The organism is Agarivorans gilvus (assembly GCF_001420915.1).
In the GTDB taxonomy this organism is placed as follows: domain Bacteria; phylum Pseudomonadota; class Gammaproteobacteria; order Enterobacterales; family Celerinatantimonadaceae; genus Agarivorans; species Agarivorans gilvus.
Genome location: NZ_CP013021.1, coordinates 3,382,501 through 3,402,838, shown reverse-complemented (window position 1 = coordinate 3,402,838; position 20,338 = coordinate 3,382,501). Strand labels below are relative to the sequence as shown.

General features: G+C 43.2%; 14 protein-coding genes and 1 pseudogene (1 of these 15 cut by a window edge). 5 read left to right on the top strand and 10 right to left on the bottom strand.

Annotation, left to right across the window (positions count from 1 at the left end; all coding sequences use genetic code 11):
* Positions 1–26 precede the first annotated feature (26 nt).
* From AR383_RS16125 to tviB, 4 genes are all read right to left on the bottom strand, one after another.
* On the bottom strand, positions 27–1,184 hold the full coding sequence (locus AR383_RS16125; RefSeq protein ID WP_232304752.1) for an O-antigen ligase family protein: 1,158 nt from the start codon (positions 1,182–1,184) through the stop codon (positions 27–29).
* 206 nt (positions 1,185–1,390) lie between these two features.
* The gene (locus AR383_RS16120; RefSeq protein ID WP_055734053.1) at positions 1,391–2,443 is read right to left on the bottom strand and encodes a GNAT family N-acetyltransferase; all 1,053 of its coding nucleotides are present in this window, start codon (positions 2,441–2,443) and stop codon (positions 1,391–1,393) included.
* 99 nt (positions 2,444–2,542) lie between these two features.
* On the bottom strand, positions 2,543–3,571 hold the full coding sequence (locus AR383_RS16115) for an NAD-dependent epimerase/dehydratase family protein (protein ID WP_055734052.1): 1,029 nt from the start codon (positions 3,569–3,571) through the stop codon (positions 2,543–2,545).
* A gap of 12 nt (positions 3,572–3,583) precedes the next feature.
* Entirely contained in the window at positions 3,584–4,852 is a 1,269-nt protein-coding gene (gene tviB, locus AR383_RS16110) for a Vi polysaccharide biosynthesis UDP-N-acetylglucosamine C-6 dehydrogenase TviB (RefSeq protein ID WP_157051763.1), read from the bottom strand.
* Between the two features lie 196 nt (positions 4,853–5,048).
* Here tviB and prsT point away from each other — a divergent pair, with 196 nt between their 5' ends.
* Complete coding sequence (gene prsT / locus AR383_RS16105; protein ID WP_055734050.1) at positions 5,049–7,787, top strand: XrtA/PEP-CTERM system TPR-repeat protein PrsT; 2,739 nt, start codon at positions 5,049–5,051, stop codon at positions 7,785–7,787.
* Between the two features lie 26 nt (positions 7,788–7,813).
* On the opposite strand, the gene AR383_RS16100 is transcribed toward prsT, so the two are convergent.
* From AR383_RS16100 to AR383_RS16090, 3 genes are all read right to left on the bottom strand, one after another.
* A complete protein-coding gene (locus tag AR383_RS16100) occupies positions 7,814–8,776 on the bottom strand; it encodes a PEP-CTERM/exosortase system-associated acyltransferase (protein ID WP_055734049.1) in 963 nt (320 codons plus the stop codon).
* 137 nt (positions 8,777–8,913) lie between these two features.
* On the bottom strand, positions 8,914–9,822 hold the full coding sequence (locus AR383_RS16095) for a THxN family PEP-CTERM protein (protein ID WP_055734048.1): 909 nt from the start codon (positions 9,820–9,822) through the stop codon (positions 8,914–8,916).
* Positions 9,823–10,001: 179 nt separating this feature from the next.
* The gene (locus AR383_RS16090) at positions 10,002–10,859 is read right to left on the bottom strand and encodes a ThiF family adenylyltransferase (RefSeq protein WP_188407589.1); all 858 of its coding nucleotides are present in this window, start codon (positions 10,857–10,859) and stop codon (positions 10,002–10,004) included.
* 123 nt (positions 10,860–10,982) lie between these two features.
* On the opposite strand from AR383_RS16090, the gene AR383_RS16085 reads away from it, so the two are divergent.
* From AR383_RS16085 to AR383_RS16075, 3 genes are all read left to right on the top strand, one after another.
* Positions 10,983–11,612, top strand: coding sequence for a S1 family peptidase (locus AR383_RS16085; protein WP_335338349.1), 630 nt, complete (start codon positions 10,983–10,985; stop codon positions 11,610–11,612).
* Between the two features lie 728 nt (positions 11,613–12,340).
* Complete coding sequence (locus tag AR383_RS16080) at positions 12,341–13,693, top strand: acyltransferase family protein (protein WP_055734046.1); 1,353 nt, start codon at positions 12,341–12,343, stop codon at positions 13,691–13,693.
* Positions 13,654–14,313 carry an SGNH hydrolase domain-containing protein gene (locus AR383_RS16075; protein ID WP_055734045.1) on the top strand — a complete coding sequence of 220 codons (660 nt, stop codon included), beginning with the start codon at positions 13,654–13,656 and terminating at the stop codon, positions 14,311–14,313. Before AR383_RS16080 ends, AR383_RS16075 begins: the two co-directional genes overlap by 40 nt.
* A gap of 177 nt (positions 14,314–14,490) precedes the next feature.
* Here the strand turns inward: AR383_RS16075 and AR383_RS16070 are convergent, their stop codons facing one another.
* The 3 genes from AR383_RS16070 to AR383_RS16060 form a co-directional block, all read right to left on the bottom strand.
* Positions 14,491–14,964, bottom strand: a complete 474-nt coding sequence (locus AR383_RS16070; protein ID WP_055734044.1) for a hypothetical protein — start codon at positions 14,962–14,964, stop codon at positions 14,491–14,493.
* 361 nt (positions 14,965–15,325) lie between these two features.
* On the bottom strand, positions 15,326–15,964 hold the full coding sequence (locus AR383_RS16065; RefSeq protein WP_055734043.1) for a single-stranded DNA-binding protein: 639 nt from the start codon (positions 15,962–15,964) through the stop codon (positions 15,326–15,328).
* 51 nt (positions 15,965–16,015) lie between these two features.
* Positions 16,016–17,386: an MFS transporter gene (locus tag AR383_RS16060; RefSeq protein ID WP_055735073.1), complete on the bottom strand. Its 1,371-nt coding sequence runs from the start codon at positions 17,384–17,386 to the stop codon at positions 16,016–16,018.
* Between the two features lie 164 nt (positions 17,387–17,550).
* On the opposite strand from AR383_RS16060, the pseudogene uvrA reads away from it, so the two are divergent.
* A pseudogene (uvrA, locus tag AR383_RS16055) lies at positions 17,551–20,338 on the top strand (excinuclease ABC subunit UvrA); it runs 37 nt beyond the window's last position.

Below are 20,338 nucleotides of genomic sequence, written 5' to 3'. Positions count from 1 at the left end.
CTCGGCAGAATGCTTTCAGGTCGCGCTTATAAGCCAACTTTTAAGGTAATATACACGGCTACAATCACTGTCCAGCTATAACCCATACTGCGCCACACCATCTTACCGGAGAACATCTCAAGTAGACTGGGGCGCATTTTTAATAGGCGAAAGTGACTGGCCATTTGCATGCCCATAAAAATAAATAACAATAAGGTAAACTGCCGACTAAGAAAGAAAGCGGTGACCATAAAACCAATCATTGAGTAAAACAATACTTTGTTAAGGAGCACTTCTTCACGGTACTTCTCGACCAATGTTTCGTCGGCATGCTCGGTTTCAGACTCATCCTCACTATAGTGATTAAACTGCTTCAAAATAGCGTAGCCCACTAACATATTCATCACTAGGGCTCCGCCCCATAAGCTATAGCCCAATACGCCTAGCTCACTCGCCACATGCACATAGGAGTTATGAGCAACAATACCGTGTCGGTCAATAAAGTTCCCCATGCCCACTCCAAACACCGGATTATAAATAAGCATTTGAATACCGTCATACCAAGCATCTAAACGTCCAGCGGCGGACGCTTCCGAGGAAGATAAACCACCAAAGGAAGCAATTAAGGTCGCAGCTATAGGCGCGCTAAAGGCAGCAAATAAAATCAGTTTGGCACCGGCGTTATTAATTAGGAAATAAATCCCCACCACCGCCACGGTACCCAATAAGGTGCCGCGAGATCCTGTCATGTAAACGCCATAACCCAGCGCCACAATCACCGCTAACATCAGCAGTTTCATCAACTTGCCACCTCTAGCAAAGAAGTAGGCCACAAATGGCATATTCATCACTAAGAACATACCCAAATCATTGGGATCACTGAAGAAACCCAAATAGCTGATGCGCATTTCTTCTCGACCCACAGTAATACTGCCACCGATACCAGCACCATAGCTGCCGTTAAAGCTAGACTGTTGCACATGGCCGTTATAAACCATGCCTAAGGCTGCTGCGATACAGATCCACATCAGCACTCGCTGCCGCCCTGGAGAATTAATCAGTACGCTGTATAAAAAGAAGGGAATAATAGAACTAACAAACAGTCGCTCAGCTTGAAAAATCCCGCCTGTGCCCCAGCCATTCAAAAAAGCCGAAACCATGATAATTGGCACCAAGCCCAACAACATATAATGCTGGGCTCGCAAAGTTATCGGCCTTAGCGTAAATAGAGTTAGTACAAACGACAGCATCGCAAAGATTTTAATAAAGATATACTCAGACGTCGCCGGAGAAAACTCGTGCGGGCGGATCAGTACCGAAATACTGTATAAACATAAGAAAAAGAAGGCTGCGGGTGCGGTTCTAGGCCTAATCGGAAGTGTCCTTCTCGTACCAAGCGCTTTACCTTTGTTTAAAGAACCTTGCTGACGAGCTTGAATAATGCTCTCCTCCCTGGAGACTGAATCAGATGTAAGGTGACCAAGTTTATCTCATCACAACCAAATTGTGCTTTATAACTTTGCCCTTGATTACCCATCATAAAGTCATAACGTTTAGCAGGACTATGTAAAATACTCCACACATGTAACGCAAAGCCCGGCGAACACTCACGATAAGCTTGCTGCCAGCCGGATTGATAAAAACAAGCACATTCTGAACTACGTAAATAGTAATTTAAAGCCACCGCTTGTTGCTTAACAAATATACCGCTCATGGCTATTTGTTCAGGATACTGCTGACGCAACTGTTGATGAAACGACAAAAAACGCGGATCCGCAAATGCGCCCAACTGCCCTAGCTCTTGCCAACGCGCTTGATGCATTGCCACCAGCTGCGGCCAATATTGTTCTACTTGTTGCGCTGATAACCACTTAAACTCGGCGCCAAGCTTTGCCAACTTCTTCTCGCTTCGACGCCACTTAGAACGAGCATTACGCCCAAGTTGCTCACAAGACCATAGCGAAGGACGAACAGAATACGCGGTGGCTTTACTCTCACAACATGTCGACCATTGGGCCAATAACTGATGCAACAGGCTCCCTTCGACTAGCGCCCGCACATGCAACTCATCAAAACGCAGCGCGGCGAGCCATTGAGTAATATATGCCTTAGCTTGCGCATAATACTCTGGCTGCACCAGTAAATCTGGATACTCGGCGGCAAGCTCAGCCTCTTCTGCTTCACCCTGCCCTAGGAAGTGTAAACGTCGCAACTTTAACAGCTGCCCCAGCTGGCGAATATAAAAAGGAGCCAATGCCACCAATTTGCCATCGACAAAACCGGCTAAGCAATGAAGCTTGCAGTGTTTATCCCAAAATTGAGTCGACCACAAACGTAGCCACTCGGGGCGATTAAATAAATGACTACCGCATAAACTGGCTAAGTTTTTCCACTGGGCATCCAAGCTAAATAAGCGATCTAATTGTGAAATTTCTTGCCATTGAATATTACTGCGCTCAGGCACGCTAGCCTTCCTCAACCAGAACGCCCAAATCACTAAATGAGGCGCATAATAGGGTTAAGCCTTTAGTAAGGTGAATAAGCAAAGGCATTACTCTCAACGCTAGGCCTTCGCTCGGGCTTGCTCGATATACCATGGCATAGCTAGGGATAGGCCTTGCCCAATATTATACTGCGGCGCATAACCTAACAGCGTTTGAGCCTTGCTAATATCGGCTCGAGAATGACGAACATCACCAGCGCGAAAATCGCGATATTCAGGCTTTGCCGAGCGCTCCACACCATGCTTAGCTAAGTTGTCACGTAATAAATCGTAAAGCTGGGTTAAAGAGGTTTGATCATTTAAGGCTACATTGAAGACTTCACTGGTGGTTAAACCCGCAGTGGCTGCCAAAATATTCATTTGCACTACATTGTCGATAAAACAAAAGTCACGGCTGGTTTCACCATCGCCATTAATGAACACTTGTTCCTCATCAATCAAGGCAGCCGTCCATTTAGGAATAACTGCAGCATAAGCACCATTAGGATCTTGACGAGGACCAAATACATTGAAGTAACGTAGGCCAATTGATGGGAACTGGTAGCTGCGTTGAAAAACCGCACTATAGAGCTCATTTACGTATTTGGTTACCGCATAAGGCGACAGAGGGTTACCAATTATATCTTCCACCTTTGGCAAGTCTGGGTGATCGCCATAAGTAGAGCTAGAAGCCGCATACACAAATGCTGAAACTTGCTGCTGCTTGGCTTCTTGTAACATAGTTAAGAAGCCAGAAATGTTCACATCATTGGTGGTGATAGGGTCATTGATGGAACGTGGAACCGAGCCTAAAGCGGCCTGATGTAACACATAATCGCAATCAGCTATAAGGGCTTTGCAATCTTGAGGCTGACGGATATCCCCTTCAATAAAAGTGAAGCGCTGCCATTGCTCTTCGCTGACTAAGCTTTTGACTTCATCAAGGTTATGTTGGTGGCCGGTGGCAAAATTATCTAAGCCAACAACCTGCTGATTTAGCTTCAACAGCGCTTCCAATAAATTAGAACCAATAAAGCCCGCCACGCCTGTAATAGCCCAGCGTTTGGGTTGTTGTTGAAGTTGCTCGCAAACCTGATTAAATCGTGTCACCAAAAGCACTCCTTATAAACGCAAATCGCTTTTGTCAGCTGGCAATAGATATTTTAAGTCGTACAAAACATGCTCGGCTTTACCAAAAGCGCGGATCTGTTCAACCGACATATCTTTAAACTGCTGATGCGCTACCGCTAAAATAATTGCATCGTAATGCCCTTGTTGCGGCGCTTCCACCAAATCGATGCCGTATTCATCATGACATTCTTGCTGGTCGGCCCATGGGTCATAGGTATCCACCTGAACCCCATAATCAGCAAACTCATGCACAATATCGATAACCTTGGTATTACGAATGTCTGGACAATTCTCTTTGAAGGTTAAACCCAAGATTAAAATCTTGCTTTCTACTACTGAAATATTACGTTTAACCATGGCTTTAATGCACTGCGATACCACATAACGGCCCATGTTATCGTTAATACGCCGACCGGCTAAGATAACTTCAGGGCGATAACCGATAGACTCAGCCTTATGAGTTAGGTAATACGGGTCTACACCAATACAGTGACCGCCAACCAGACCGGGTCTGAACGGTAAGAAGTTCCACTTCGTACCAGCCGCTTCTAGTACGGCTTCTGTATCAATCCCCAAGCGATTAAAGATCAAGGCGAGCTCATTAATCAACGCTATGTTAACGTCGCGCTGAGTGTTCTCTATCACCTTAGCAGCCTCAGCCACTTTAATGCTGCTAGCTTTATGGGTGCCCACTACCACAATCTCACTGTAAAGCTCGTCAACGATGGTGGCTATTTCGGGTGTCGAACCAGAAGTAATCTTTTTGATGGTGGATACACGGTGAGTTTTGTCGCCAGGGTTAATTCGCTCTGGGCTATATCCCACAAAGAAATCTTTATTAAAAGTCAGCCCTGAATGTTTTTCCAAAACAGGCACACACTGCTCTTCAGTCGCGCCGGGATAAACCGTTGACTCATAGACCACAATATCGTTGGTTTTGAGTACCTTCGCCACTGTTTCACTAGCGCGAATCAAAGGGGTAAGATCGGGTTGTTTATGTTCTGTGATTGGAGTTGGCACCGTCACAATAAACACATTACATTTAGCTAAATCTTCAATCTTGGAACTGTAAGACATGTTGGCAGAAACAGCGCTTAACTCTTCACTGCTCACCTCTTGAGTGAGGTCTTGGCCTTGTTGCAATTCAGCAACTCGGGTTTGATTAATATCGAAACCAACCACACTACGTTTTTTAGCAAATTCAACTGCTAATGGCAGCCCCACGTAGCCCAAGCCAATTACCGCAATACTCACGTCCATGTTTATATCCATTTCAAATTAAAAAACATTTTCTAACAGCAATTAAACCGCATATTGAAGCAGAAAGTAAGAGCCTAATTCGACTAAACAACAAATCCCCGACAAAGTAAGACAGCGGCTAAATTAAGCTGTATTATTTTAGTGTAATTTATCCAAGCAACAAACAGGGACGAGCATGATAAATCGTAGGTTTGGAATGAAAAAAATTTTCCTTTGCACCGCCTTGGCTTTAACCTTAAATGCCTGCGGCGGAGACAGCGCCCAAGAGCACTTAGCGAAAGCCCAAAATTACCTCAAAGAAAACCAGCAAAATGCAGCCGTTATTGAGTTAAAAAATGCCATTAAAAAGGATGCAAACCTAGCTCAGGCTCGCCTTGAGCTAGGAGAAATATACTTAGATAGAGGCAATTACCCCGCTGCCGCAAAGGAACTTGAACGCGCCAAGGACTTAGGTGCCAACAAGCAACGCTTAGCCCCTTTGCTTGCTAGAACTTACCTTAATCAAGGTCAATCAGAGCAGATAGCCGAACTAATTAATAATAATCGCCCCTTTGATATCGAAGTTGAAACAGAACTATTAGCCATTCATGCCTTGTCATTATTTAGAAACGGGCAAATTGATGAAGCGCAATTGAGTTTAAATCAAGCACAAGAGTTGGGTTATGAAGGCACATACTCTCGCATGGTGAAGGCCAGCTTGTCCGCAGCCAACAATGAATTTAATGCAGCCAATCAAACCCTTGAACAGCTTAGCCAAGAAGCTCCAAACAATACCGACATTTGGTTACTCAAAGGCCACTTAGCTTCTATGTCTAACGATAATGTTAATGCTGTAGAGGCCTACAGAAAAGCCGTAGAGCTGGCACCAGATGCCAGTCAATATACACTTTATTTGGCACAGGCTTTGGTTAAAAACAAACAGTTCTCTGAAGCCGAGCCCTACCTCGACAGAATTTTGCAAATTGCACCCAATCATATGCTGAGTAATCAGCTAAAAGCCTATATTCGTTTTCAAAGCGAAGATTATGAGCAAGCCTTCAATATTGCTACCAAGGCCTTACAAAACGGCTCTAACAATACCGCGACTCAACTGGTTGCGGGGATCTCAGCCTACAAACTACAAAAATACCAGCAAGCTCTCACCCAACTCGAACGAGTGGTGAGCAAAGAGCCACAAAATGCTTTAGCGCAACGCTTGTATGTAACAACCCAATTCAGAATTGGTCATTTAGATGATGCATTCAATCAACTCAATCAGGATAGTGTATCCGACAACCAAGATAGTGACTTTCTTAGCACCGTAAGCCTACAACTAAACCGCTTAGGGCGTCCGGCAGAGGCGCTACAAATCGCCGAAAAAGCAGCCAACGTGGGCGGTCTGTCTGAAAAAGCCAAACTTGGTTTGCTCAAACTCAAGCAAGATGATCCATCCGGCGTCCCCCTGCTTCAGCAAGTATTAGAAGAGAGTCCTAATCATGCTCAGGCCTTTTTAGGCTTACAAACCTATTATTATCAACAAGGGCAGCAGCAGCAGGTATTACAGGCCTTAGATGAGTGGTTAGCGAAGCACCCTAGCGAGCAAAGCGTGCTGTTATTCAAAGGAGCCATTCTTGAGCAACTAGAACGTTACGACGAAGCGCTAGCCAGTTACCAAGCAATTCTTAAAAATAACCCTAAAGATATCATAGCGCTGCTGTTTAGCTCGTCCATCTATGCACAAAAAGGGCAACTCGAAAAAGCTTATCAGATAGCCTTAGAAGTGAAGCAGCAACAGCCTGATAACTTAAGAGCGTTTGAATTTTTATTGAATTTTGCTACCCAGCTAGACCGCAGCCAAGAAGTAAAAACCTTAATTGATGAGCAGCTAAAGGCCTCACCAGATTCTGTTCTACTGATAGAACAGCAAGCCCGCTACTTTTTGTCTAATCAAGACCTAGCCAGCGCAATTGAACGCCTCGAACAAATAAGTCCATTGCAACGCGATGACCGAGTATGGCAACTGTTGGGGGACAGCTACCTAGAGTCGGGGCAGAGCGAACAAGCAGCGCTAACTTACCGTAGCTGGCTAGACAACTCTCCCCTCTCACTGGCGGCCTACATAAAGAACATCCACCAGCATGAGCTAAAAGGTGAACTAACAGAAGCCATAAGCTTAAGCGAACAAGCCGTAAAATTATTTAAAAATAATCAGAGACTAATATTTGTACATTCAGTACTGCTGCTTAAAGCAGGCCAAGCGCAAGCGAGCCAAGAGGCATTAAATCAATTAAATGCTCGCCAACAGCAAACGCCAGCGGCACTCCAGCAACAAGGCTATATCTACCTAGTTCAACAAAACTGGGACTCTGCCATTACGACTCTAGAGCAGCTATATCAAAACTACCCAAGCACCCAAACAGCTAACTTACTAATTCGAGCCTATAAAGGCGCCGGTGACAATGCTAAAGCCATTGCTTTTATTGAAGCCGCCATAGAAAAATATCAAGATGCGGCTAATCCGCTTAAATTACAATTAGCTGAATTGCAAATGCAGGCTAACCCACAACAAGCCCTAGCCGAGTATCAAAATATTCTTCAACAAGAGCCTAATAATATTATTGCGCTAAACAACTTAGCTTGGATTTATCACGATATGGGGGAATTTGACGAGGCCTTAAGTTATGCCAAGCAAGCGCATGAATTAAATCCCAATATCGCTCAAGTTAAAGATAGCTACGGATACATGCTTCTAAAATCGGGGAACTCAGCCGAAGCGGCAACTGTATTAGAGCAAAGCTACTTATTGCAGAATGATAATGAAATTGCGCTACATTTCGTTGAGGCTTTGATAACCAACCAGCAAACAGAAAAAGCCCAGCAAGTATTAAATAATTTACAAGAGCTCAATCCTGAACAGTTAAATAAAAAAGCAGAGCTAGAAGCCCTGCTTAACTAAATCTTAAATCTAACTCGATACCTGCCTCAACTATGCCGAGGCAGGTACAAACCCTGCTCTTCAGACCAAGAATAATCTTCTCTCAAACTAAGCGAGTTAGAGACCTTGTGATTAAAACGTGAGGAATACATTTTCCTAATGTAGCCATCGTCGTTGTCACTATTGCGCGCTGCCAAACACCCTTTTTCAACTTCTTTATCGATATTGTTCATTAAAGCCTGAAATCCCACTGGTAAACTACGAGTTAACATACCAGCACTGATGTAATAAGGTGCCCGTAAACCATGATAATCGACAGCGGGACCAAGTTGCTCAAACTTAATACCTAAGAAACTCATACTTCTGGCTAAACGCGGCTCCATCATCACAAAGGCATGATGAGTGCCCGCTCTTACTGCTAATGCAGCAATAGAAAGATACAAACCAATGGCTAAAAAAGGAAAACAACGTAACTCTTCTTCTGAATAGGTTTGTTCATTAATCGCACCCGCTGCCGCGCCTTCAAACTGATCAGACTTACGACGACGGAACTGAGGACGCACCGCTAAACGCGATATTTCACAGATTTCATTTCTTGAAAACTGCGAGGGATGAAACTTTGCTCCATCAATCGCCTTTGAGCAAAACTTCTCGATGGGCAACAATTCATTATTATTCGAAGGCGAAACAATACGCACGCAGCCCGCAAAACGAGAGCTGGGTTTATGCTCAATCAAACAAAATCGTGAATACTCATCAAATTCATCCTGCTCCATTCCATCTTCACGGATCGGTTCAAAATTAAGCTCTTCGCAATATACATCATGGCGGATCCGAAATGCTTCTTTTACTGTATCGGGCTCATAAGCCACTACTGGGCGTAAATATTCAGAAAAATGCTGAGCAATTAACTTCGCCTCACGCTTAACCAATAGCGAAATACCTCCCCTTACTACGGCTCCAATATAAGGGTAAGATGCGAGATTTTTGACATATTTATTACGAATCATAATTGGCTCTCAAAGTTTGAAATTAATCAAAACACCAGATTCAAATTATTATTAGTTTAGATAGGTTTGATAAAAAAAGCGCAGACAGAGCTGCGCTTTTTATTATTATGCTACACATTAAGCAGCTTTATTCATTATTATGCGCGGCGGCGAATAGACGCTAAGCCTAACAAACCTAAACCAAAGATAGCTAAGGTACCTGGCTCAGGAACACGAGCTGCCGAGATAGCAAAGCCAGCTTGTAACTCATTGGTTTTTTGTTCTTCTGTTAAGAAGCCAATACAAGTTGCAGCGTCACCACAATCGATATCATCCAGCACTGTTAAACCCTGAAGACGAGTAGTCAAGGTATACTCATACTCATTATACCCATCGAATGGGATAGTAAAGCTGTTAGTCAAGTAGATATCCCCATCCACCACTTGATAAGTCACGTCTGGCCCCAATACCAAAGTAAATAAGTCAGAACAACCAGCTACGTTAATCCCCTCTTCGCCCACTAAAGTATCACCATATTTACAAACACCACCAGTGGGTGTGTTATAAGTTTCTTCAAAAATAACAGCAAATTGAAGCACGGGAGCAATAAGCTCGGGGCCCACTACGGGTGCGGTAGGTGTTAAAAACAAACCATCAAATAATGTAGCCGCAACCAAAGTATCACCGGTTACACCCCAGTTTTCATGGGTAAGGCCGGTACCTGTTGCAAAATCTAAGGTGCCAACACCATCAACAACGCTGGTAGTTACTGAATCAGATTGCGCCTCACCAATTTCCAAAGCGCTACGCGGGTTGCCTGAACCATAGGGGGCCCCCCAGGTTAGAGTTTTAGGTAACTCACCACCAAATAAATCTTCAACATCAAATACATCTAAGGTTGCCCCTGTAGCATCGATACCTGAAGGATCAATAGAATCAGTACTGGAAGTCCATTGATCAAAGCCGGCATCATTAAGATATGTCCAGTCGGTAATCAGAAAAGCGTTAGCAGAAATGCTTGCCACACTTAAGCCTGCCGCTAAACAAGTTAATTTAAATTTATTCATATCGCCCATCCATTTGGTCATCACTAGTCGAGATACAAACCTAGTAAAGCAATTGCAATGCCAACTTTAAAAACCTTTATTTATCAGTTACATAAAACAAAGCAAATAAAAACTTGTCATTAGAATGTAAAATAAATCGACACTGCTAGCAGCCACTGACTAAGGCCTGAGTATAGCCATTATTTCAAAACGATCTTCTTGGCAATATTAAACATTAAACGCTGTAAAGGATTTCGATTGCCCATAGGGCGCCAGGTTTTTTTAAACTTGTTACGATAAGCATCAAAGTGAATGCCGTAAGGAGCGGTAACCAACTCACCTCGGTTTAACAAAATCTTAAGCACATAAGTGCCTGCCACTCCGCCGCACAGCTTGACAGCCATCGGCGTGGACGGACCTTTTTTAGCATGAAAATCTGCTCTACTCGGATCAACCAAATAAGGCCGTTGTAACATGGCGGGCGAAAGGCCAATTAGAAACTTGATGTACTGTTCATTTTCACTTTTAGCATCTTCAAAACGAAAGTACTCTTCATAACTCATGCCTCCCGGCATAAAGCAGAGAAAAGCGCAGCCCATACCTAAAGGTGCGGCAGTCACCAAAGGGATATTTTTTTCTAAACACTTTTTAAACACCAACTTTCGAGCTTCCAAAGCGAAAAAATCTAGGCTATCAACATAAACATCCACACCGTCTAAAAACTCATCGACATTATGCTCGAATATGCCTTCAGGAAATGACTTAAGCTCCGCTTCAGGATTTATATCTAAGCAAATTTTTTCCATAACTTTGACCTTTGCTTGACCAACGGTCGACATAAAAGCACCGGCTTGACGATTAAAGTTATGCACTTCATATTCATCGAAGTCAGAGATATGAAACTTACCTATCCCTAAACGCGCTAAGGTGACAATGTGTTCGCTGCCCACACCACCGGCGCCAGCCATGGCAACCCGTTTTCCCCTAAGCACTTGTTGCTCGGCTTCTGTTATCCAACCAATATTTCTAGAAAAGGCATCTTGGTAGTTAAAACTCATCACTTAATGTCCCTATCATATCTGTCTGAGTACAAGGGTACTCCAGTCATTTTTACTCTAAGCAATTTGCCTTAGCTAGAGCTAAAAATTAAGATGAAAGCCTAGTTTAAGGAAGTATCCTCTATGAAAATCACCTTGGTTCTGATCATTAGCTTGGTTTCATCACTGTTTAGTGTAGAAGCTTCCAGCGCACTTGCTGATACTATTGAAAAAGTGAAGCCCTCAGTGGTAGGCATCGGCACCTATAACCGCTTAAACTCCCCTCGCGCCAACCTTCGCGGCACCGGTTTTGTTATAGCAGACCATTTAGTGGCCACCAATGCCCATGTATTACCAGAGAGCCTCAATCAACAACAAAAGGAAAAACTAGTCATATTTATTGGCCAAGGACGCTCCCCTGAAATACGCTTTGTTAGCTTAGTTGCCAGCGATACAGAGCATGATTTAGCCATATTAAGAGTAGAAGGCCAAGCCTTACAAGCATTAACTCTCTCCCAGCAAAAGGTAAGAGAAGGTGAATTATACGCATTCACCGGCTTTCCCATTGGTGCAGTGCTAGGGCTTTATCCGGTAACTCATCGCGGTATCATTTCCAGTATTACGCCAGTGGTTATCCCGGCGCGCAATGCAAATGAATTAAGCCTAGCCCAACTAAAAAGGCTTAAGTCTCCCTATAATATTTATCAGTTAGATGCGACAGCTTACCCCGGAAATAGTGGTAGCCCACTCTACCACCCCAAACTGGTGAAGTAATTGCCGTTATCAACAAAGTCTTTGTGAAAACCACTAAAGAAGCTGTGCTCTCTGATCCCAGTGCTATTAGCTATGCAATCCCAATAGTTCATCTACAAAAATTACTATCAACTTTTAAAAATAAATAACTAGAACGAGCACTGATGCCTGAATAAAAATCGAACTAATACATCTAAAGCCTTATCAGTTTCCCTACGACCAAAACTCTCTCGGCTCTCAACAAAGTCTGGCCTTTCATATAACAAAAACGCACGTTTGATAACAGTCTTCTTCTCTATCTTGCCTCGTCGATAACGTTCGCCAACCTGTCAAGCAGCGGCATTTAAGTAGTTTCTAGTATTGAAATTCCCTGTCCCAAAAAACTAAAATCAGATATCTTCTCCCCATAGTCATCTGATTATTCATCTAAGTGCAGCTGGTTTCTTTGACGAAAAGAGCATGCCTCTTTCGGCAGTTGGCTTCCTCCCCATACACCTTTTCATGAATGCCGAACTTATTGTTTGAAATCGGGGACAGACTAGGCATGCCCGTTCATCAGCTAGCCGAATACAGCGGGACAGAGACATTGTGTTAACGACTCTCATAGCTCTGAACGGAGCTATTAGGCCGCTGAAACACCAAGAAATTAACATTAGACAAGTTATTTTAATTATGCTATTTATCACGTGATAACATAATTACCAAACCTAATAAAATATATTTTTTGTGCGAAACGGAATTCTTAAACTATGTATTTAAACCTCCCCTCCCTATCTAATTCTAATTATCGTGCGGATATAGATGGGATAAGAGCAATTGCGGTTTTATCTGTCATAATATTCCATATAAATAAAGCCATATTACCCGGTGGATTCATAGGTGTAGATATTTTCTTTGTGATTTCCGGATACCTTATCACCCTTCACATATTAAGCGACATCAAATCAAATAAATTCTCCATATTTGATTTTTATAAAAGAAGAATTAAACGCATAGCTCCTGTAATGCTTGTAGTTATAGCTAGTGTTATCATATGCAGCTTGGTAATTCAACGACCAGAAGACACTAAAGAAGTAGCAAAAACAAGCATTGCAGCTTTATTTTCTTTATCAAATATCTATTTCTGGCTATTCCAAGATTCAAGCTACTTCGCTCAGTCCAGCGAAGAAATACCACTCCTTCACTTTTGGTCATTAGGCGTAGAAGAACAATTTTACATATTTTGGCCTTTGACGCTGTTATTTTTTAAAAAATCACACAAAAAAACATCTTTTATAATCTCGCTATTTGTCATCTCATTTATTTCTTTTTCTTTAGGGCAATATATATATGCAAGTTCTCCATCTTTTGTTTATTATATGCTCCCGACTCGAGGGGGAGAATTGCTTATCGGTTCACTGACCGCATATTTGGTTTCAAAAAAAACAATACTCACCATTCCCAGCTCCATTTTATTCCTGCTCTCATTAACTGGAATTTCGCTAATCGTAGCCTCTTTATTTTATTTTTCAGAAAACATTATTTTCCCTGGACTTTATGCTATAATACCGACAACTGGAACTGCAATGCTAATACTTTCAGGGCATTATGGAACTTGTTGGATAAAGAGAATACTAATGCATCGCTTACTAGTATTTATTGGCCTTATATCTTATTCTGCATATCTTTGGCATTGGCCGTTACTTTCCTTCTCCCGCTACTCTTTGATTGAAATAAACCTCATCAATGGAATTTTAATTTTCATAACAACATTAATCATTTCCACGGCCTCATATTATTTTATAGAAAAACCGACAAGGAAATACAACGGAAGCGTACTTAAAACAGCCTCTTACTTATACCTAATCCCCACTATAATAATATCATCATTAAGCTTCATGATGTACAAATCAGATGGGATGTTTATGCATAGAAATCAGAATGCATACGAAAAGATAAGTGTAAAACCCGCATATAAATATGACTATGTTTGTCAAAGATGGGAAATTAAGGATGAAGACATAAAAAATAAAAAATGTATAATTGGGAACGCTCAAACAGAAAAAGAACCTAAAGTTCTTTTATGGGGGATTCAAATGCCGCACACTATATTGGTATCATAGGTGCATTTTCAAAAAATGCAAACTTCACCTTTAAAAACTTAGAGCACTCGTCTTGCCCTCCGGTACTTGTTGAATCATTAGAATTCGTTGAAATCAAACGAATAGACAAATGCCGGAAATCGCTAAAAAAAATAAAAAACATAATTTATAACTATGATGTCATAATAATGGCTAGCGCGTGGGCAGAGTATAACGCTCGTTCTAATAGATTTATCCCATCAATTTTTGAAACCATTGAAACCTTAAGAAAGAATGGAAAGGTCATTATAATTCTAGGAACCGTTCCATATGTTAAAGGTTATGATCGAGTTTGTAAGGAAAAGTCAATTGGAATACCAAGTATAATATGTGATGGTAACAAAAAATATAAATTAGATGAAGAAATCGTAGCTATAAATAAAATACTAAAAGATTACACACTCGACAAAGAGAACGTACGGTACTTTGATATTGTGGAAAATCTATGTAGCAATGGATATTGCTCTGCATACACTAACACTGGCACTCCTTTATATAGAGATTCTAGCCACCTATCATTAGCAGGGTCTTGGATGATAGGTGAAGAAATTACAAAAAATATATCTGGTGTTCCACATCAATTCGAACAATTAAGTCGCTGAAACATTTGTAAAACTAATCTAACTGATTTCAATCTACCATGTTGAAAATTCAAATTTTTGAGCACAGTAATCAGAGCCCCCCCATTTTATTAATTAGGACCTATGTTTCGGTTTCATTATAGCGCCCTTTACTGATAACTTTGTAATGGATAAATTCAAGATATTCAGCAGCTGTCTTTAACCGATGAGCGAAATAGCCTTACTATACCGACTCTTAGAGTGAGGGAGTAACGTCATCATTCGTATCTTGCGACTTATCATCACCGAGTCATGATTGAATTCGAGATATCCAGCTGCGGTAGTCAACCGATGATTGAAATAGTCCTGCCCAACGGGCTCTGGGAGCAAGGGAGTAACAGCATCATTATTATCTTGTGACTTGTACGTCAGATGAATAACTAAAGAAGTAAATCGAGCTGGGGGAAAAGCTTTTGTTGAACTGAGCTCTTCCCTCCAAGAGGTTCCTATCTTACTCGCCCACTTTTCTAAGTGCATAACCGCACGGACATCGTTCTTAATAGATTGAGCGGCTTTATTTTTTAGAACACTTAATGCGTAGTTGTTGACCCGAAGAACTGGTAAACCATCACACCCCTCAACAAGCGGCATTACCTCATTCGAACCAAGTAATTTAACTTTCTTTAATATCATGAATCGCTCCAAAGCATTTATCTTGTTGCTCAGAGCTATAGTTCGCGTCAAACTCAATGCAAAGGAAAAAATCAAACGAAATAAACGTGATAAAAATCACACAACCAGGTTGACTAAAGACGATTTTTAGTATCTAAGTTTTGCGTTAGGCCGTGCTACGCACGACTTAGTGACTTAATATATGGAAAATGAGAGATAAAAGTGGATACGTGTACTGCACGAGTATACCGATTCTAGAGCAAGGTATTTTGCTTGTCGGACCTAGCCCCTGATTAACCTCTATACAGTTAATTGATAAAAGAAAGCCCCGTACGACGGGGCTTTCAGAGTTAATGACTATACAAAACAGATACCCGGAAGATTAGAACGGGATGTCGTCATCGAAGTCCATTGGCGGCTCGTTAAACTGCGGAGCAGGCTGCTGTTGAGGTGCTTGCTGTGGAGCAGGCTTCGCCGCAGGTTGAAAACCGCCTTGCTGTTGTGGTGCTGATTGCTGCTGCGGAGCTTGTTGTTGGAACCCGCCTTGCTGAGCTTGTGGAGCCTGTTGTTGGAACCCGCCTTGCTGAGCTTGTGGAGCCTGTTGTTGACCCCAATTACCTTGATTTTGTTGCTGAGGTGCGCCACCCATTGTTTGGCCTTGGCCACCTTGACGACCACCCAACATTTGCATTACACCATTAAAGCCTTGTACCACTACTTCAGTGGAGTAACGGTCTTGGCCATTCTGATCCTGCCATTTACGTGTTTGTAATTGACCTTCAATATAAACCTGTGAACCTTTACGCAAGTATTCGCCAGCTACTTCAGCTAACTTGCCAAACAACACAACACGATGCCATTCGGTACGCTCTTTTTGTTCACCAGTTTGCTTATCTCTCCAGCTTTCGGAAGTAGCAATAGTAATATTGGCGACGGCCCCTCCGTTTGGCATAAATCGAACTTCAGGATCTTGCCCTAAGTTACCAACCAAAATTACTTTATTAATGCCCCGAGTGGCCATGTATATCGCTCCTATATCTATCTGTTGTGGCGAGGAAGACCCGCTATCATACTAGCCTGCCCGCACCAAATCCAATGCTCTATTCAATTCAAACTCTTTTGCTTTTACTTTCAGGTATACAGTGCCTTCACTGGCAATCAGAACGGCTTCTACAACCCCCGGTAAAACCTGCAATTTTTTTAATAAACTAGCTGTTTGATCCGCCGATGATATCGTCAATGAATAACTTTTTATGCCACTTTGCGCACGCATTCCCCAACTCACCGCAATCCAACATAGCAACAAAACGCTGATAAATAGATTGACCGCTAAGGCGCCCGTCCACATATACAGGGCTCCAGCACTTGAGCCGCCAATAAAGGCACCTAAGAATTGACTGGTTGAAAATACCCCCAGTGCCGCGCCTTTATTCCCCGGAGGAGCAAGACTAGAAATAAGCGCCGGCAAACTCGCTTCCAAGTAATTAAAGCCGGTGAAGAAAATAGTGAGCACTAGAGCCAATAACCATATCGAAGCATGCTCAGTTAGCAGCAAAACGTTGGCGAGTAACAACAAGCCAATCGCAAAAATAAAATATCCACGCTGTTGATTACGTTTGGCGGCAATAATTAACATGGGCACCATCAGTACAAACGAAATTAATACCGCGGGCAAGTAAACGGCCCAATGATCTGCCGCCGCTAAGCCAGCGCCAACTAAGCGCAACGGAATAATCACAAACAGCGATGTTAGTACTAAATGCAGGGTAAAGACTCCCCAGTCCAACCTTAATAACTGAGGATGTTTTAATAGCTTCAGCATCTGTTGTGAGTTGGCACTCACCTCACTCTTAGGCGCCACTGACTGGGCATTGGGCACAACAAACTGCACCACTAACATCGCTAAGATAGACAGCCCAGCAATTAACCAAAACAAGCCAGATAAACCTAATACAGCAGATATAACAGGGCCTAATACCAAGGACGCGGCAAAGGCCAAGCCAATACTCACGCCAATAAAAGCCATGACTTTAGCTCGCTGGGTTTCACGGCTTAAGTCTGCGGCTAGAGCCATCACGGTACTGGCAATTGCCCCCATCCCTTGCAAAGCTCGACCTAGAGCCACACCATGGATAGAGTCAGCCATGGCTGCCACCACTGAGCCCAGAGTGAAAATAGCCAAGCCTAAAAAGATAATTGGTTTTCGACCAAAACGATCCGATAGCCAGCCCATGGGGATTTGAAATAAGGCTTGGCTTAAGCCATACGCGCCTATGGCAAAGCCCAACCATAAGGGAGAAAAACCTTGCAAATGTTGCCCATACACGGCTAACACCGGCATCAGCATAAATAAGCCAGCCATTCGTAAAGCGAATAGTAAAGCGAGAGAATAAGCACCACGTTTTTCAGTTGGATTTAAACCGTCTTGCACAAATACAACCATCAAAAATTCATCAATCAAGAGCCGGTCATGCTAACACAAGCGGCAAGCTGCAAACCAGCTTAAGATGGCTCTGCATGAGTCACTTTCAGCTTAAGTTTGCACGGCGCATTTCCCGCAATAATGTGTAATACTGGGTGATTTACTGCAGCAGTGAACAGGTAATAATGGACAGTATCGATATTCGCGGAGCGCGCACTCACAATCTTAAAAACATTTCACTGACTCTTCCTCGCGATAAACTGATTGTTATCACGGGATTATCAGGCTCAGGCAAATCTTCACTGGCATTTGACACCCTATATGCCGAGGGACAACGTCGTTACGTTGAATCACTATCCGCCTACGCTAGACAGTTTCTTTCTCTGATGGAAAAGCCCGATGTCGACCATATTGAAGGACTGTCACCGGCCATTTCAATTGAGCAAAAGTCGACTTCGCATAACCCACGCTCTACCGTAGGTACAATTACTGAAATCTACGATTATTTACGACTGCTATATGCAAGGGTTGGCGAACCTCGTTGCCCCCACCACAACCAACCGCTAGCCGCTCAAACCATTAGCCAAATGGTCGACAAAGTGTTTGAGGAACCAGAAAATAGCAAATTGATGCTACTCGCTCCCGTGGTACGAGACCGCAAAGGCGAGCATGTTAAAACCCTAGAAAACTTAGCGGCTCAAGGTTTTATTCGCGCCCGTATCGATGGTGAAGTCTGCGATCTTAGCGATCCTCCAGAATTGGAGCTGCATAAAAAACATAACATTGAAGTGGTGATAGACCGCTTCAAGGTAAGAGCCAGTGAAGATCTGGCACAACGTTTAGCAGAATCCTTTGAAACCGCCATAGAATTAGCCGAAGGTAGCGCCATTTTAGTCGATATGGATAGTGGCGAAACCCGTCATCTGTTCTCTGCTAATTTTGCGTGTCCAGTATGTGGTTATAGCATGAGTGAGTTAGAGCCACGGATCTTCTCTTTCAACAACCCTGCTGGCGCTTGTCCCACTTGTGATGGTTTAGGCGTGGATCAGTTTTTCGACGACAACAAAGTCATTGTTAACTCGTCTTTAAGCTTATCAGGCGGGGCCATTCGAGGTTGGGACAAACGTAATTTCTACTACTATCAAATGCTCAAATCTTTAGCGGCACACTTTGACTTTGATTTAGAAGCCCCCTTTGACAGCCTCGATGAAAAACACAAAAAAGTCATATTACAAGGTTCTGGGCGCACCAGCGTCGAGTTCAAATACATGAATGACCGTGGTGATGTTACGGTTCGCAAACATCCCTTTGAGGGCATTATTCCCAATATGCGTCGCCGCTACAAAGAGACCGAATCAAACGCTGTTCGTGAGGAATTAGCCAAATACATTAGTAATCAAGAATGCCCCTCTTGTAGCGGCAGTCGCTTACGCGAAGAAGCGCGTAATGTGTTTATTGGTAGCACCAATCTACCTACAATAAGTTGCAAATCGATTGGCGAAGCGATGGCCTTTTTTGAGAGTTTGAATCTCAGCGGCCAACGGGCACAAATTGCCGATAAGATCCTTAAAGAGATTTGTGAGCGTTTAAAATTCCTAATCAATGTTGGCTTAGATTACCTATCACTAGATCGCAGTGCCGATACCTTATCAGGGGCGAGGCCCAGCGTATTCGTCTGGCCAGTCAAATAGGCGCCGGTTTAGTAGGCGTAATGTACGTGCTTGATGAGCCCTCTATTGGCCTACACCAACGTGATAATGAGCGCTTACTCGCCACACTTAACCATCTGCGCGATCTTGGTAATACCGTCATCGTGGTAGAACACGACGAAGATGCCATTCGCGCCGCCGACTTCATCGTAGACATAGGTCCTGGAGCGGGGGTACATGGCGGTGAGGTGGTCGCTCAAGGCTCGTTAACAGAAATACTGGCTTCCCCAAGCTCCTTAACTGGCCAATACCTATCAGGGGCGAGAAGCATCGGTGTGCCCGAAAAACGCCATCCGGCCGGTGAAGACTGGCTGCAGATCTTTGGTGCTAGCGGCAATAATTTAAAACAGGTAGACCTTAGCCTACCGCTTGGACTACTCAGCTGTATTACTGGAGTATCGGGTAGCGGAAAGTCCACACTAATCAACGACACCTTATACAAGATTGCTCAAAAAGAGCTAAACGGTGCGGCTGGAGAGGATATCGCCCCCTACAACAGAGTAGCGGGTTTAGATAAGCTCGATAAAGTCGTCGATATTGATCAAAGTCCTATTGGTCGAACCCCTCGCTCCAACCCCGCTACTTACACCGGTATATTCACGCCAATACGTGAATTATTTGCGGCAACTCAAGAATCTCGTTCACGCGGCTATAAACCCGGTCGATTTAGTTTTAACGTAAAGGGCGGTCGCTGTGAGGCCTGTCAGGGTGATGGGGTAATCAAGGTGGAAATGCATTTCTTACCAGACGTGTATGTCCCCTGCGATGTCTGTAAAGGTAAACGCTATAACCGTGAGACCTTAGAAATAAAATATAAGGGCAAGAGCATTCATCAAGTATTAGAAATGACAGTTGAAGAAGCTCGGCCATTTTTTGATGCAGTCCCCGCGATCGCCCGAAAACTGCAAACCCTGATTGATGTGGGTCTTACTTATATCAAATTGGGTCAATCGGCCACCACTTTATCCGGTGGCGAGGCACAGCGAGTTAAGCTAGCACGCGAGCTCAGTAAAAGAGATACCGGTCAAACCTTATATATTTTGGATGAACCAACAACAGGCTTGCACTTCCACGATATCGAATTGCTGTTACAAGTCATTCACCGCTTACGAGACCATGGTAATACAGTGGTAGTAATTGAACACAATTTGGATGTGATAAAAACGGCGGACTGGATTGTTGACCTAGGCCCCGAAGGCGGTAAAGGCGGAGGAGAAATCTTATTCTCGGGAACTCCAGAGGCGCTACTTCAAGAAGCCCGCTC